This window comes from Anoxybacillus sp. FSL W8-0104, from assembly GCF_038004465.1.
GTDB lineage: Bacteria > Bacillota > Bacilli > Bacillales > Anoxybacillaceae > Anoxybacillus > Anoxybacillus flavithermus_G.
Map to the genome: position 1 here is coordinate 851,219 of NZ_JBBOQU010000001.1, position 14,329 is coordinate 865,547.

Here is a 14,329-nt window from a genome sequence, read left to right on the forward strand (position 1 = left end):
ACACAATTAAGACAAAAAAAGTTCACAATTTGACGAAGAAATGTGCTTTAATATACAGAGACGACATATCGTTATCGTGTATAGATTGGAAACGCCTTCAAAGGCATAAGAGAGGAGTGGCGGCAGATGGCGGATGTAGTCGAAGATGTCAAACCGACAAAAATACAAACAGGTGTTTTAAAAGATGTGTTGGCAGTCGTTAAAATTGGCATCGTCAATTCCAATTTAATTACGACATTTACGGGACTTTGGTTAGCCCTTCATTTTACCGGAAAAGGGTTTTTAAGCAATTTGCATATCGTGTTTTTTGCGCTTATTGGATCTGCCCTTGTCATTGCAGGTTCGTGCGCATTAAATAACTTTATTGATCGCGACATCGATCACTTAATGGAGCGGACGAAAAATCGTCCGACGGTAAGCGGAAGCATGGAACCAAAGCGCGTGCTCTGGTTTGGCGTGTTTCTCATTGCTATCGGCACGTTAAGCTTGCTTATGACAACTGTCACCGCCGCAGTGATCGGACTCATTGGCGTTGTGACGTACGTCTTTTTATATACGATGTGGTCTAAGCGAAGCAATACGTTCAATACCGTTATCGGAAGCATTTCAGGTGCTGTCCCGCCTGTGATCGGTTGGACGGCGGTCGATGACTCTTTCCATATCGTTCCTGTCATTTTATTTTTGCTTATGTTTTTATGGCAACCGCCGCACTTTTTAGCGCTGGCGATGAAGCGATGTGAAGAGTATCGCGCAGCAGGCATTCCGATGCTTCCTGTCGTTCACGGATTTGCGATGACGAAGCGGCAAATCATCATTTGGATTGTAGCGCTTTTACCACTTCCATTTTACTTATTTTCATTAGGCGTTCCGTTTTTGGTGATTGCCACGTTGTTGAACGTTGGTTGGCTAGCGCTCGGACTAGCTGGTTTTAAAATGAAAGACGATATGAAATGGGCGAAATGGATGTTTATTTATTCGCTCAACTATTTAACGATTTTGTTTGTCACAATGGTGATCGTAACAATTGATTAAAGAGGTTTACAATTCTTTCTTTTTGTAAAGAAAGAATGTATATATTTCACTTTATTTCATAATCGAAAGAGGGGTTTGATTAGGCTATGAAAAAGTGGCTACGAAATTGGCGCTTGGTTTCTCTTGTATCCGCCATGGCGCTTTTGCTAGCTGGTTGCGGTAAGCCGTTTTTATCGACGCTTCAACCAGCAGGAGAAGTAGCTGACATGCAGTACAACCTTATGCTGCTCAGCACGGCCATCATGGTCATCGTCATTGCGGTTGTAACAATCATTTTCCTTTACGTTGTGACTCGCTTCCGTCGTCGTAAAGGGGAGGAAAACAAAATTCCAAAGCAAGTGGAAGGAAGCCATACGCTTGAAATTATTTGGACAGTTATTCCGATTATTTTGCTAATCATTTTAGCTGTTCCAACGGTTTTATACACGTTTGAGCTTGCGGATGTAAAACCGATGAACAAAAAAGAACGCGACGTCGTTGTCGTCAACGTTCGTGCGAACTTGTACTGGTGGGAGTTTGAGTATCCAGATTACGGCATTATTACAAGCCAAGATTTAGTCGTTCCAACAGATGAACGTGTGTATTTCAACTTAAAAGCGTCTGACGTTAAACACTCGTTCTGGATTCCAGCTGTCGGAGGAAAAATGGACACAAATACAGATAACACAAACCAATTTTTCCTCACATTTGATGAAAAACGCGCCGAAGAGGCAGGACGTCTATTTTACGGAAAATGTGCGGAGCTTTGCGGCCCGTCACACGCTTTAATGGACTTTAAAGTAAAAGCGCTTCCTCGTGCGGAGTTTGATCAATGGGTAGAAAAAATGAAAAATGCTAAACCTGTTGCTTCAACAGATCCAGTTGTGCAACGAGGGGAAGAAATTTTCAACAAAAGCTGTATTGGCTGTCATGCTGTCACACCAATTGATGGTCGTCCAGAGCAAGCTCGCCTTGCGCCAAACTTAGGCAACTTTGCAGATCGTTCTCGCATTGCTGGCATTTTAGAACATAACGAAGAAAACTTAAAAGCTTGGCTAAAAGATCCAGAGAAAATTAAGCCAGGCAATAAAATGACAGATACTTATCCAGCATTGTCTGATGAAGAGTTAGAAGCATTAACAAAATACTTAATGACATTATCTGTTGAGTAAGGGGATTATCGATAAAGGGAGGTTAAACTGTGAGTACGTTAGCTCGGAAAAAAGGTGTCGGCGCAGTCATTTGGGACTACTTAACGACAGTAGACCATAAAAAGATTGCGATTTTGTACTTAATCGCCGGCGGATTCTTCTTCTTGCTTGGCGGTTTAGAAGCGATGATTATTCGCATTCAGCTCGCCGTGCCAAACAACGACTTCATTAGCGCAGGGTTTTACAATGAAGTGTTAACGATGCACGGAACGACAATGATTTTCCTTGCGGCGATGCCGCTCGTGTTTGCGATGATGAACGCGGTTGTACCGATTCAAATCGGCGCGCGTGACGTTGCGTTTCCGTTTTTAAATGCGCTTGGATTTTGGTTATTTTTCTTCGGTGGTGTGTTTTTAAACTTATCATGGTTTTTAGGTGGCGCACCTGATGCTGGTTGGACATCGTATGCATCATTATCGCTTGCATCACCAACACACGGGATCGACTTTTACGTATTAGGTTTACAAATTTCCGGTCTCGGAACGTTAATCGGTGGAATTAACTTCCTTGTGACAATCATCAACATGCGCGCACCGGGAATGACATATATGCGCATGCCGATGTTTACATGGGCGACGTTTGTCACATCTGCGCTTATTTTATTCGCGTTCCCACCATTAACAGTCGGTTTAATTTTCATGATGATGGACCGTTTGTTCGGTGGAAACTTCTTTGATCCGGCGCTTGGTGGAAATACGATCATTTGGGAACATTTATTCTGGATTTTCGGTCACCCAGAAGTATACATTCTCGTATTGCCAGCGTTCGGTATTTTCTCTGAAATTTTTGCAACGTTCTCGCGTAAGCGTTTGTTCGGCTATTCATCGATGGTATTTGCAACGGTGTTAATCGGATTTTTAGGATTCATGGTTTGGGCGCACCATATGTTTACAGTTGGTTTAGGTCCAATTGCCAACGCCATCTTTGCGGTTGCGACAATGGCAATTGCGGTTCCAACGGGAATTAAAATTTTCAACTGGTTGTTTACGATATGGGGCGGAAGCATTCGCTTTACAACACCAATGATGTATGCGGTAGCGTTTATTCCATCGTTCGTTATCGGTGGAGTGACAGGTGTCATGAACGCTGCAGCAGCGGCAGACTATCAATATCATGACAGTTATTTCGTCGTTGCGCACTTCCACTATGTTATCGTCGGCGGGGTTGTTTTCGCGCTACTAGCAGGTGCTCACTACTGGTGGCCAAAAATGTTCGGTAAAATGTTAGATGAAAAATTAGGAAAAGTAACATTCTGGTTGTTCTTCACTGGTTTCCATTTAACATTCTTCATTCAACATTTCCTTGGCTTAATGGGAATGCCTCGTCGCGTATTCACATTCTTACCTGGCCAAGGATTTGAAACAGGAAACATGATTAGTACTGTTGGTGCATTTTTCATGGCAGCAGGTATAATCGTGTTATTAGCAAATGTTGTCATCACAACAGTAAAAGGAAAACGCGTTGGCAACGATCCATGGGAAGATGGCCGTACGTTGGAATGGGCAGTATCTTCGCCAGCGCCAGAGTACAACTTTGCGCAAACGCCGCTTGTGCGTGGTTTAGACGCATATTGGATTGAAAAAATGGAAGGCAAAAAAGGCTTAACACCAGCAGAACCGCTTGGCGATATTCATATGCCAAACCCTACAATTTTGCCGTTCGTTATGTCGTTAGGTCTATTCATTTCAGCGTTAGGCTTCTTATTCCATAACGACTACGGTTGGGGATTACCTGTTGGTATTATCGGGTTACTGATCACGCTAGTTGCCATGTTCTTCCGTTCAATTATTGATGACCACGGCTTCCATATTCCTAAAGAAGAAGTAATGGAAGCAGAGAAGAAGGGGGCTGGGGCATAATGCATGTGGAAGAAAAATTAACGCCGGAGACGTTCCCGGCAGAGCCTGAAAAAGCGACCCTTGAAGGGAAAAATAAGTTTTTAGGTTTTTGGTTTTTCCTCGGCGGAGAGACGGTATTGTTCGCCTCTCTCTTCGCCACATATTTAGCGTTGAAGGATTCTGTCGCAGGCGGTCCGTCTGCAAAAGAACTGTTCCAAATGCCGATCGTCTTTTTAGCGACGATGTTGCTTTTAACGAGCAGTTTAACGAGCGTATATGCGATGCATCATATGCGCAACTTTGACTTTAAAAAAATGCAGCTTTGGCTCGGCATTACCGTATTGCTTGGCGCCGGCTTCTTAGCGCTTGAAATTTACGAGTTTACAGAATACGTACATGAAGGATTTAAGTTTTCAACAAGCGCCTTTTCTTCAGCGTTTTATACGCTTGTTGGTACGCACGGTGCCCACGTCGCATTTGGTTTACTTTGGATTTTAACGTTAATGATTCGCAATGCGAAACGCGGGTTAAACTTATATAATGCACCGAAGTTTTACGTTGCCAGCTTATATTGGCACTTTATCGACGTCGTTTGGGTGTTCATTTTCACGGTCGTATACTTAATGGGAATGGTGGGGTGATTGTATGGCAAATCATACACATGTACAAAACCCAAAAGTAGATGTACAATATCGCCGCAAAAAAAATGCGGAAGAAATGAAACATCAAATCATTTCGTTTACGTTAATGATCTTTTTAACGCTTATCGCCTTTTTTGCGGTTGGATATGAAGGATTTTCCGCTTGGTTTTCTGTACCGTTCATTTTATTGTTAGCGGTCGTGCAAGTCATTTTCCAGCTATATTACTTCATGCATATGAGCCATAAAGGGCATGAACTTCCAGCGCTTTTCTTGTACGGCGGGGTAGCCGTGGCGTTTATTACGATTTGGGCGTTTTTAACAGTCGTCTGGATTTAAGAAGCTAGCATTGGCTAGCTTCTTTTCTTTTCACGTTTGTTACGTTTGTAGTATAATAAAGTTGGAAAAAAAGCGAGGTGAGTATGATGCCGTTAAGTATATTTGGTTTTGAAGCGATGTGGAGTCCATACTTTTTTATTTTTTTAGTCGCTGTGACGATCGTTTATTTTTGGCTTGTCAATCGCTCAAAAGAACAAACGACGACGAAACAAAAAACGTTGTTTGTGACTGCGATTGTTTTGCTTTATATTTGTAAAGGTTCTCCTGTCGATTTGTTAGGTCATTTAATGTTTAGTGCGCATATGACGCAAATGGCTGTTCTTTATTTAATGGTGCCGCCGCTACTTATTAAAGGCATTCCGTCGTGGATGTTTGAAGCGTTATTTCGCATGCGCATCGTCCGTTCAATGTTTACGTTTTTCACAAAACCGTTAATTGCGTTATTTTTGTTTAATGGCATTTTTTCGCTATATCACGTGCCGCTTATTTTCGATGTTGTGAAAACAAATATGTGGCTTCACGCGCTCATGACGACAGCTATTTTTATTGCGGCGATGATGATGTGGTGGCCACTTGTGAACGACGTTCATGGTTTTCCGAGATTATCGGGTGTGAAAAAAGTTGGTTATATTTTCGCTGATGGTGTATTGCTTACACCTGCTTGTGCGCTTATTATTTTCGCCGATACACCGTTGTATGCCACATATTACGATCCAGCTGCCTGGATGAACGCGTTAGCGCTTTGTGTGCCGCAAACGACATTAGCGTCACTTGAATTGAGCGGACCGGAAATGTTTAGCTCGATGTCTCTGTTACACGATCAACAGCTCGGTGGCGTTTTAATGAAAATTATTCAAGAAATTGTGTATGGGGTTATGTTATTTTTCATTTTTATTGAATGGTATCGAAAAGAAAGAGATGAAGAACACGTGGCTGTTTAGACGACAAAATGATCAAATAGGAGAGGGAATACGATGGGTTCGTTACCGATTTTACCTACGATTAGTACAAGCTTTATCGTCATTAGTGCTATCCTTGTAGCAGTCGGCTGGTATTTTATTCGCCAAAAGCAAGTGAAGAAGCATGAAAAAACGATGTGGCTTGCGGCCGCTTTCGCACTAGCATTTTTCATCATTTATTTATCACGTACGATTTTCATTGGAAATACAAGCTTTGGTGGACCGGATCATTTGAAAATTTACTACACACTCTTTTTGTTTTTTCACATTTTTTTAGCGACTGCCGGCGCGGTGTTCGGCATTGTCACGTTGCTTTCCGCGGTGAAAAAAAATTGGGTACGCCATAAAAAGCTCGGTCCGATAACAAGCATCGTTTGGTTTTTCACCGCGACAACAGGCGTTGTTGTGTATTTGTTGTTATACGTATTTTACCGCGGCGGTGAAACGACATCGGTCATTAAAGCCATTTTAGGATTTTAAAAAGAGGGTGGGCATTCACCCTCTTTATCATTTGTATCATAAAGTAATGGCATCAAAACATAAATATTTTGAACGACGAAGCGGCATCTGCTTTGATTTTAGTGTGGGGGATGGATATGCATAAACCCGTTATAACGATTGTTGCGATGAGTGTACAACCGTTTGATCATGTCATATTAGAAGAAGTGAACGTGTATGAACGACAAAACCGATTGACGATTTCCATGACCATTTCTGTCAAGCTGCATGGCAATATGCTCACCTTATGTGAACGTATTCAAAAACAAGTGATCGATGACATATACGACATGACAGGAAAAGAGGTTGTTTCTGTTCACCTGTACGTCCGTCGTCTCATTGACGGAAAAAACGCATGAGCGCGCTCATGCGTTTATAGTTGCAAGACCTTCTTTCACTTTTGCTAAAAGAGCTTCACATTGGTTTACTAATGATGAAGGGAAGTTCTCTCCCTCACCATATTCGACACCATGTGGATAATAATACTTGCCAAGCAACGGCTTCATCAGTTTAATGACCGCATGGCGACCACCAACGTCTCCTTCAATCGCATAACCTTGCACACGTAAATAAAAGACGTCATTTTTAATTTCAAATTTGCGGTCATATGTGACACGTTCGTAATCCCATTGACCGGCACGTACGAAGCCGAGGCTTTCCATTAAGTCATCTAAACGTGTTAATGGCGCTGTTTGATTTTCAATACCTGTATTTTCGAAGCGCATCGTTTAAGTCCCCCTTATGTAAAATAAAACATTCCTCCATTAATGATAGTACGAAAGCGCATAACTTTCAATGACGAGCTTTATAATTGTTTCGATTTTGGTGAAACTAATGTGTGAAAGTCCTGCGGTAATATGTCAAGGTGAAAAATCATCGAAATTGGAAATTCGATTGTCCGATGACCCGAAAAAAGGCAATACTTAAGAAGCCCAGTCTTGTCTTATGTCATTAACTGGGTTTTAATGCAAAATCAGTTAGATCGATACCCCTATCGATCTTCCCCCTTTCTTGGCGTGTAGATTTGACCGTTGCGTAGCAGCGCATCGATCACACGCACGAGTTTTCGAGCGGTGAGGACGAGGGCTCGTTTGTGTTGGTGCTTTGGTACTTCCTCATACTTCTTCCGGTAATAGGTGCGAAACGACGCATCATGCCGTTGTACCGAGTTGGCAGCCTCCACTAGGTAGTAACGGAGATAGCGATTGCCGGAACGAATGAGGGAAGTCTCCTCGGCTTGGAACCGACCGGACTGGTGCTTAGACCAAGTCAAACCTGCATACTTTGCTAAGGCGGCTTGGTTGTCAAAGCGCTCGATTTGTCCAATTTCGGCTAAGATGCCAGCGGCGTAGACCGGACCAATGCCGGGAATCGTTTGTAACGTATTTGGGATGCCTTCCAAATGGCGAGTAATCGCTTTATCTAGCTCTTTAATTTGCGCTTGAAGGCTACGGATGGATTGAATCGATAGCCCTAAAAGCAAGTCGATGGAATCCTCGACACATTTGGAAAGCCGATACGACGAACGAGCCGCCTTTTGAATGGACTTGGCGATGCATTCCGGATCGGCAAAGCGATTGCGTCCTTTTTGGCGCAAGAAGTCAGCGAGCTGTTGCACGTCCATCTGACTGATTTCGTCTAAGCTAAACGACTCGAGAAGAAGCTCTAAGATGGCATGTCCGAACACGGAGCTGTCCACCTCTTGGGTAAAGGAACTGCACTTGTAAAACAAGTGTTGGAGGAAGTACTGCTTTTCCCGAGTCAGCTGATGGACGAGATGATAGCGCATGCGCGTGAGCCGTTGAAGGGCGATAAACTGTTCTTGCATGACAGCTGTCACTTTCAAACGGCCAAAGCGAAGCCGATCGGCGATGATCCACGCATCGATGCCGTCCGTTTTATCCAAGTCAGTGTACGCTTCTTTAAATTTGCGAATGAGCTTTGGATTGATGGTAAACACCTTGACATTCCAAGACTTCAGCTCCTCCTGTTGGTGGAAAAACATCGCTGGATGCCAGCTGTAGACCGAAGTGGCTTCCATCCCGATGAGAATTTCGGATGGTTGGAGCTTGTTGGCCCACAGGAGGATTTGATCGCGAAGGAAGGTCGCGCCAAGGAGATGATTGTCCACCTTGAATTGGGCGCACGTGTTTCCTTCTTGATCCATGATACACGTGTATAAGTCCGTTGAGCTCACGTCAATCCCGACGTAGAGTTTCATGAGATCACCTCCAATCGTAGTAGGATCGTGGGGTTGGGACTCTTCGGGATGCCCCCGGACCGCGCCTGTTGACCAGTCACCCTCGCATATGAGAACTCACGTTGGGCCATGGGCTGCCTGGAAGCTGCTCCTTCCAGCATGGGAAACCAACGGGAACAGCCTGCGGGTTAGAAGTCCGAACAGGAGCCGGGGAGACAGACTTTCTAAGTAGTCAAAGCTACAGGAGAGAGAAGAGTGTCCCCGATGATCCTAAGACCATTATCCAAGAACATCGCGAAAAGTCCAACCCCGATGTAGTGCCATCCACGGGGGAGGGGCGCGCCCCTCCCCCGTGGGCAAATCACTTACACATATGCGATTGTCAAGGAGCATATCCAACTGGAAATTCGATTTAAAAATCTTTCTAAACATACTATACGAGGAGAGATGCACATGCCAAAAGTAAAAGAAATGATGACAACAGAAGTCGAATGTTGTACACCGCTCGATAATATGTACGAAGCAGCGGTAAAAATGCGCGATTATAACGTCGGTGCTATTCCGATGAATGAGGGCTATGTTTTTTGCGTAGCCTTTATTTTTTAGTGTTGCAATGCAGACAAGCTGTATATAATGGAAGTATCAACAGCTAAGGGAGAATGATGGATGCGTTGGATCATTGCTCTAATTACGATCTTTATTTTTATTTTTTCTTTTTTTCCAACTAATGAACAAGCCCCGCTAAATGATACATCGATCATGAGTGAACAAACGAGCGAGAAAATTGTTGCAGAAGGGTTAGGGGCGTGGATTGGCAAGACGGAAGAAGAAGTGAGACAAACATTCGGACAACCAGCACGTATCGATCCGTCCGCTTACGGTTACGTATGGTGGGTATATAACGACCCGAAAACGTATATGCAAATCGGTATTGTTGACGGACGGGTTGTCACAATTTATGCGTGTGGACCGAAAGTCAACGTTGCACCGTTTCAGTTCGATCGCTCGATTAACGAACTATTACAAACGATGCCGCTTCACGATACAATTCATGTGCAACTGGACGATGGCGTATATCGCTTTCAATTGACAGAAGAAGATTTACTCATTCAACCGCTTCTTTCGTTTGACGACGTTTACGTACAATTGTATATTGATCGTTTTACCGGCAAATTATCAAGCATTCGCTGGGTCGACGGAGAAACGTTAGTGAAGCTTCGTCCATATGAACTTGAATATCGTGGTCCGTTACCGAGCGTAGAAATGGATGAAACGCTCGAAAAACAAGTCGAGCAAGCAAATGCACAACAAATTTTTGAGATTACAAACGTCATGCGCATTCGTCACGGTGTTCCACCGCTTACATGGGATGAGCGCGTGGCGGAAGTGGCGTACGGACATAGTAAAGATATGGCAGAAAATGATTTTTTTGCGCACGAATCGCCAACGAACGGAGATTTACAACAGCGGTTGACGAAAGCAAACGTTCGTTTTGAATTAGCGGGAGAAAATATCGCCTCGGAATATGTCGATGGACCGGCGGTTGTCGAAGCGTGGCTTAACAGCCGTAGTCATCGGCAAACGTTGTTAAATGCTGAGTTGACGCATTTAGGCGTTGGTGTATATAAACGTCATTATACGCAAAACTTTATTCGCCCTTTTTCTGAGCCAAAATAGGCGCACGCATTGGCTGTTCGGTCGTAATATATGATAGGCAAACAAACAAGGAAGGAGCGACCGATATGTCCATCGAACAATTTAAACAGTTTGTGAAAAACCATCCGAAACTGATTGAAGAGGTGCGCCAAGGGAAAAAGACGTGGAAAGAGTTATATAACGATTGGTACGTGTTTGGCGAAGACGATGACATGTGGGACGAATATCGCCCAAGCGATGTCAAACAAGATCAAGGGGATTTGATGCAAAAGCTAGCCAGTTACGTCAAACAACTTGATGTTAATGAACTTCAAACGTACATTGCAAACGTTCAACAAGCGATCGCATCCATCCAAGAAGTCGTCCGCCAAATGCAGCAGACGAAAAAAGATCCGTTTTCGTTTCGAAAAGATTAAGGAGATAGGCGATGAGAAAAGACGTATACGAATACATTGTAGCAAAGCCGAAGCTTCATCAATTTTTACGCGAGCAACCGATATGGTATCGGCGATTAGCAAGACGTCCGATGGATGTGAAAGAAATGGAAAAACAAGCGCGTCACTATTATAAACAAACGTTGCCGCATAAAGTCGAACAAGTCGTTCAAACGGTTGAAATGGCTAAAATGATGATGGCGATGATGAAACTGATGAAAGACACTCATAATTAAGCGAGAAACGCAAACACTATCACTTATAAACAAAATGAAAGGACGGTGAAAGTGTTGCGCTTCTTTTTTTTATGTATTGCGCTTTTGTTTTCTACGTATGTTCATCACGACAGCACAATCGTTTTTGCTGAGCAAAAACAAACGTTATTTGTGAAACATCTCGTCAAAGGAAATAACGTATTTGTCGAATGTATTGTCGATCAGTTTACGTTTACAAAAGGAACGCATCCGAAAAAAGACGGACAAGGACGCATATACATTTACGTGAACGGGAAACGAGTGGGCGAAACGACAACGGCGGCTTTTGTCATTCGGGGGTTGCCCGTTGGAAAACATGCGATTCGGTTGGAACTTGTCCATAACGATGCAAGTAAATATAACATCTCACATGAATTTACGGTGACGATTTCATAAGTCTGGGGCAACCAGACTTATTTGTTTTGTTGGCGAAATCATGTTATGATACCGTTGTGGAGGTGTTGCTCGTGATTGTAGCAACGATCGAACGATTACAGTTGTTAGACTTTGCTGAAGAGCTTGGCAAAATGATTGTCGAATCAGACGTGGCGGAGGAATACCGTCGCTGTTTTTATCATATGCAACAAGATGAAAAAGCGCAGCAACTTATTCGCCGGTTCGTTCAGCTAAAAGAACGGTACGAAGAGGTGCAGCGTTTTGGCAAATATCATCCAGACTACAAAGAAGTCACAAAGCAAGTGCGTGAGGCAAAACGCGAACTGGATTTACACGGTCCGATTGCCGCGTTTAAACAAGCAGAAAAAGACATGCAGTCGCTGTTAGATGAAATTAGCACGATGATCGGTCGCGCCGTATCTGAAAACATTAAAGTGCCGACAGGAAATCCGTATTTCGATTCTTTATCTTGCGGTGGAGGATGCGGATCTGGCGGTGCGTGTGGCTGTCGGACGAAGTGAAAAAGGGGATGGGATTTTTATGTTTCCAATGCGTCAAGGCATTATCGTTTGGCTGTATTCGTTAAAACATAGTAAACAGTTGCGGAAATACGGAAACGTTCATTACGTATCGAAACGGTTAAAATACGCCGTTTTATATTGCAATATGGACGAAGCAGAAGAGACGATGCGAAAACTCGCTTCGCTTCCGTTTGTTAAACGCGTCGAACCTTCATATCGCCCGTATGTGAAAGTGGAATTCGAATCAAAAGCAGACAAAGAGAGAGAATACGAATACGGCATATAAAAAAAGGATGTCAATCGCTGACATCCTTTTCGCTTTTCTTACTGTAGTGGCGGAATAAATCGATTCATGCGCATAATGCCGATTAGATGCTGATAGTACAATTGTAAGTCCGCAAAAAAGTTAGACGGTTTGACGTCCAAATGAATGATTTCTTGATTCAGTTCCTTCGCTAAATCGAGGAACAACTCATATCGTTTTGTCACTTTCACAGAAGGGTGTGGAATGCCTTCACGGCAAATGTATAGCGGTTGAAAGTCGCCAGGATCTGTCGGATGAAGCACGACGACGAACGACGTGAGCGCCTTGCCGTCTTTCATCGTATGAAAAGCAAACAAACCCGATAAACGATGACGGTTTGATTTCGCAATTTCAATTAACTCATAAATGTCAGAATATCCTTCCCCTAATTCAATAAAACGTTGAATCATCACCATTCCCTCACTTTATGTTGTATTCCCTCATTTACTTTAACACGTTCAACTTTTTTCGACAATTAGTGAAAACGGTGTATGACAATGCATCGGAATTTTGCTATTGTTATAATATAAACTGCTGAATGAGGAGCCATCGTATGTGGAAAGTAGCTTTTATTTCAATGCTCCTTTTCCTTGGCGTTAGCGCAGGAGCTTTATATTACCAATGGAACGAATATCATACGGAAGCGACGAAACAATCAGTGTTGCAACATGATATTGAAGCAACATTTACTGGAAAAACGATCGAAGTCGTTCATCATATACGCGGTGCGGTTGCTGACGCATATGAAGTGACGGTGCCAAAAGAAGTGACAAACATTTCCTGTGCGAAGAAAAAAACGTGCGTCGAACAAAAAAATGGGAAAACGATCGTCGACGCATCGAAAACAAATACACTTTCGCTCACTTATCGCGTGTCGATTGTTCCAAAAGAACCGCTTTTCATTCAACAATGGCTCGTTTATTTTCATACGACACAGCCACAACAAACAAACGTATCGTTCACCGATGTCGTTCATCCGGAAGGGGTATGGGCAGCAGACGGAAAGCTCGTTGGTTACGTCTATAAACCGTCTTTTTCCTTTTTTATGTGGGAAAAAAAAGGCGGACAAACCGTTCCGCTTTATTTTCAATCGCAACCGTTGCAGCCAACGTTTAACGGTGATTTAGTCATATACGCGACAAAACCGCTTCACGAAACAGCGTTATCGTTTTGGAAAGAAAGCGATGTGCAAACGTTAATTGTTACTTCATCACGTTTGCAATATATGACGCCGACGTTCGTTATTATATCGGATACAGCTTCCGTTTCTGACATACAGCGCGCTTACGTTCGCGTGCAGTTACAGCACCGTTTTCCAAATAGCGCTGTCCCCGATTCGATATGGGATTTGCTCGTTTCATATATGACGAAAACTGAGCCGGTGACAAAAAGGGCGAAACTTGTTTTTCAGCAATTGCAACAGACGTTAACGGAAGAACAACAACAAACGTTTTGGACGTTAGTCAATAAAAATGAAGGTCAGCCGTTGACGTTGAAAAAATTAGACGAATGGCTAGGCGAAGCGTACGAAGGAAACACGACATTTTTTCAAAACGAGGAACCATACATGACGTTTACAGAGCGAAAAATGCTCGTCGTCAATGACGTGAAATTGCCAAACGCTCACGTTTTATTAAAAGACGATCAACAACTGTTTCCGTTTATTCCGATTATGCGCACGCTCGGCTATACTGTTCAACGTTCGGGAGAAGCGGTATTTATTGAAAAAGGGAATGGTCGTTGGAGATTTTTTACAAACAGCGCAAATGCAGTCATTCGAGAATGGAACGGGACGCTATACATTGAACGGACGGAATTTCCGAAATGGTTTTCCGTCTACATTAGCGAAACGGCTGAAGAAATACACGTGGTTGGTCAGTAAGGAAAAAAATGCCCTGTGGCATATGCCGCAGGGTCCCTTCCATTCTTTTTCGGACAAGCCGAAAAAGAGAAGGAAAAAAGGGAGAGGAGAAACCGGAGGAAGAACTTATGGGGAACGTAAGTCTTCTCCGTGGTTGGCAACAACATCATTAACGATGTTGTTACTAACAGTATGACCATTGTTTTTC

18 protein-coding genes and 1 pseudogene are annotated in these 14,329 nt (G+C 43.3%); 16 read left to right on the forward strand and 3 right to left on the reverse strand.

Translation table 11 applies throughout. From position 1 onward, the window contains the following. The first annotated feature begins 126 nt into the window (after positions 1-126). The 8 genes from cyoE (at position 127) to NST18_RS04685 (ending at position 6,854) form a co-directional block, all read left to right on the forward strand. Positions 127-1,032, forward strand: a complete 906-nt coding sequence (gene cyoE / locus NST18_RS04650; RefSeq protein ID WP_064220835.1) for a heme o synthase — start codon at positions 127-129, stop codon at positions 1,030-1,032. Between the two features lie 86 nt (positions 1,033-1,118). Then, positions 1,119-2,183: a cytochrome c oxidase subunit II gene (gene coxB, locus NST18_RS04655; protein ID WP_004891270.1), complete on the forward strand. Its 1,065-nt coding sequence runs from the start codon at positions 1,119-1,121 to the stop codon at positions 2,181-2,183. Positions 2,184-2,212: 29 nt separating this feature from the next. Continuing rightward, positions 2,213-4,081, forward strand: coding sequence for a cytochrome c oxidase subunit I (gene ctaD, locus NST18_RS04660; protein ID WP_004891268.1), 1,869 nt, complete (start codon positions 2,213-2,215; stop codon positions 4,079-4,081). After that, a complete protein-coding gene (gene ctaE / locus NST18_RS04665) occupies positions 4,081-4,701 on the forward strand; it encodes a cytochrome c oxidase subunit III (protein WP_004891267.1) in 621 nt (206 codons plus the stop codon). Before ctaD ends, ctaE begins: the two co-directional genes overlap by 1 nt. 4 nt (positions 4,702-4,705) lie before the next feature. Beyond that, positions 4,706-5,038: a cytochrome c oxidase subunit IVB gene (ctaF, locus tag NST18_RS04670; protein ID WP_004891266.1), complete on the forward strand. Its 333-nt coding sequence runs from the start codon at positions 4,706-4,708 to the stop codon at positions 5,036-5,038. Between the two features lie 83 nt (positions 5,039-5,121). After that, on the forward strand, positions 5,122-5,979 hold the full coding sequence (ctaG, locus tag NST18_RS04675; RefSeq protein WP_004891264.1) for a cytochrome c oxidase assembly factor CtaG: 858 nt from the start codon (positions 5,122-5,124) through the stop codon (positions 5,977-5,979). 33 nt (positions 5,980-6,012) lie between these two features. Then, positions 6,013-6,477 carry a DUF420 domain-containing protein gene (locus tag NST18_RS04680; RefSeq protein WP_064214023.1) on the forward strand — a complete coding sequence of 155 codons (465 nt, stop codon included), beginning with the start codon at positions 6,013-6,015 and terminating at the stop codon, positions 6,475-6,477. A gap of 116 nt (positions 6,478-6,593) precedes the next feature. Next, positions 6,594-6,854 (forward strand): Asp23/Gls24 family envelope stress response protein, encoded by a 261-nt coding sequence (locus tag NST18_RS04685; protein ID WP_064214022.1) that lies wholly within the window; start codon positions 6,594-6,596, stop codon positions 6,852-6,854. 6 nt (positions 6,855-6,860) lie between these two features. On the opposite strand, the gene NST18_RS04690 is transcribed toward NST18_RS04685, so the two are convergent. Both NST18_RS04690 and NST18_RS04695 read right to left on the reverse strand, forming a co-directional pair. Further along, a complete protein-coding gene (locus NST18_RS04690) occupies positions 6,861-7,220 on the reverse strand; it encodes a YugN family protein (RefSeq protein ID WP_004891257.1) in 360 nt (119 codons plus the stop codon). A 266-nt stretch (positions 7,221-7,486) separates the two neighbouring features. Beyond that, on the reverse strand, positions 7,487-8,716 hold the full coding sequence (locus NST18_RS04695; protein WP_064214420.1) for an IS110 family transposase: 1,230 nt from the start codon (positions 8,714-8,716) through the stop codon (positions 7,487-7,489). Positions 8,717-9,148: 432 nt separating this feature from the next. Here NST18_RS04695 and NST18_RS04700 point away from each other — a divergent pair. The 7 genes and pseudogenes from NST18_RS04700 to NST18_RS04730 form a co-directional block, all read left to right on the forward strand. Further along, a pseudogene (locus tag NST18_RS04700) lies at positions 9,149-9,262 on the forward strand (CBS domain-containing protein); the annotation flags it as partial. A gap of 99 nt (positions 9,263-9,361) precedes the next feature. Continuing rightward, positions 9,362-10,372 (forward strand): CAP domain-containing protein, encoded by a 1,011-nt coding sequence (locus NST18_RS04705; protein ID WP_004891255.1) that lies wholly within the window; start codon positions 9,362-9,364, stop codon positions 10,370-10,372. 65 nt (positions 10,373-10,437) lie between these two features. Beyond that, on the forward strand, positions 10,438-10,767 hold the full coding sequence (locus NST18_RS04710) for a YlbD family protein (protein WP_004891253.1): 330 nt from the start codon (positions 10,438-10,440) through the stop codon (positions 10,765-10,767). A gap of 11 nt (positions 10,768-10,778) precedes the next feature. Next, entirely contained in the window at positions 10,779-11,021 is a 243-nt protein-coding gene (locus NST18_RS04715) for a YlbE-like family protein (RefSeq protein ID WP_004891251.1), read from the forward strand. Between the two features lie 45 nt (positions 11,022-11,066). Then, positions 11,067-11,435, forward strand: coding sequence for a hypothetical protein (locus tag NST18_RS04720; protein ID WP_004891249.1), 369 nt, complete (start codon positions 11,067-11,069; stop codon positions 11,433-11,435). 71 nt (positions 11,436-11,506) lie between these two features. After that, positions 11,507-11,956 carry a YlbF family regulator gene (locus NST18_RS04725; RefSeq protein ID WP_004891247.1) on the forward strand — a complete coding sequence of 150 codons (450 nt, stop codon included), beginning with the start codon at positions 11,507-11,509 and terminating at the stop codon, positions 11,954-11,956. A 19-nt stretch (positions 11,957-11,975) separates the two neighbouring features. Then, entirely contained in the window at positions 11,976-12,242 is a 267-nt protein-coding gene (locus tag NST18_RS04730) for a YlbG family protein (RefSeq protein ID WP_004891246.1), read from the forward strand. A 38-nt stretch (positions 12,243-12,280) separates the two neighbouring features. Here the strand turns inward: NST18_RS04730 and NST18_RS04735 are convergent, their stop codons facing one another. Next, positions 12,281-12,670, reverse strand: a complete 390-nt coding sequence (locus NST18_RS04735; RefSeq protein WP_004891245.1) for a DUF7147 family protein — start codon at positions 12,668-12,670, stop codon at positions 12,281-12,283. A 143-nt stretch (positions 12,671-12,813) separates the two neighbouring features. On the opposite strand from NST18_RS04735, the gene NST18_RS04740 reads away from it, so the two are divergent. After that, a complete protein-coding gene (locus NST18_RS04740) occupies positions 12,814-14,142 on the forward strand; it encodes a hypothetical protein (RefSeq protein ID WP_064214020.1) in 1,329 nt (442 codons plus the stop codon). The last annotated feature ends 187 nt before the right edge of the window (positions 14,143-14,329 follow it).

What these genes read in the sequence shown, in the direction of transcription:
- cyoE (WP_064220835.1), top strand. Translation starts at nt 127, where the DNA reads ATGGCGGATGTAGTCGAAGATGTCAAACCGACAAAAATACAAACAGGT.
- coxB (WP_004891270.1), top strand. Translation starts at nt 1,119, where the DNA reads ATGAAAAAGTGGCTACGAAATTGGCGCTTGGTTTCTCTTGTATCCGCC.
- ctaE (WP_004891267.1), top strand. Translation starts at nt 4,081, where the DNA reads ATGCATGTGGAAGAAAAATTAACGCCGGAGACGTTCCCGGCAGAGCCT.
- ctaF (WP_004891266.1), top strand. Translation starts at nt 4,706, where the DNA reads ATGGCAAATCATACACATGTACAAAACCCAAAAGTAGATGTACAATAT.
- ctaG (WP_004891264.1), top strand. Translation starts at nt 5,122, where the DNA reads ATGATGCCGTTAAGTATATTTGGTTTTGAAGCGATGTGGAGTCCATAC.
- NST18_RS04680 (WP_064214023.1), top strand. Translation starts at nt 6,013, where the DNA reads ATGGGTTCGTTACCGATTTTACCTACGATTAGTACAAGCTTTATCGTC.
- NST18_RS04685 (WP_064214022.1), top strand. Translation starts at nt 6,594, where the DNA reads ATGCATAAACCCGTTATAACGATTGTTGCGATGAGTGTACAACCGTTT.
- NST18_RS04690 (WP_004891257.1), bottom strand. Translation starts at nt 7,220, where the DNA reads ATGCGCTTCGAAAATACAGGTATTGAAAATCAAACAGCGCCATTAACA.
- NST18_RS04695 (WP_064214420.1), bottom strand. Translation starts at nt 8,716, where the DNA reads ATGAAACTCTACGTCGGGATTGACGTGAGCTCAACGGACTTATACACG.
- NST18_RS04705 (WP_004891255.1), top strand. Translation starts at nt 9,362, where the DNA reads ATGCGTTGGATCATTGCTCTAATTACGATCTTTATTTTTATTTTTTCT.
- NST18_RS04710 (WP_004891253.1), top strand. Translation starts at nt 10,438, where the DNA reads ATGTCCATCGAACAATTTAAACAGTTTGTGAAAAACCATCCGAAACTG.
- NST18_RS04715 (WP_004891251.1), top strand. Translation starts at nt 10,779, where the DNA reads ATGAGAAAAGACGTATACGAATACATTGTAGCAAAGCCGAAGCTTCAT.
- NST18_RS04730 (WP_004891246.1), top strand. Translation starts at nt 11,976, where the DNA reads ATGTTTCCAATGCGTCAAGGCATTATCGTTTGGCTGTATTCGTTAAAA.
- NST18_RS04735 (WP_004891245.1), bottom strand. Translation starts at nt 12,670, where the DNA reads ATGATTCAACGTTTTATTGAATTAGGGGAAGGATATTCTGACATTTAT.
- NST18_RS04740 (WP_064214020.1), top strand. Translation starts at nt 12,814, where the DNA reads ATGTGGAAAGTAGCTTTTATTTCAATGCTCCTTTTCCTTGGCGTTAGC.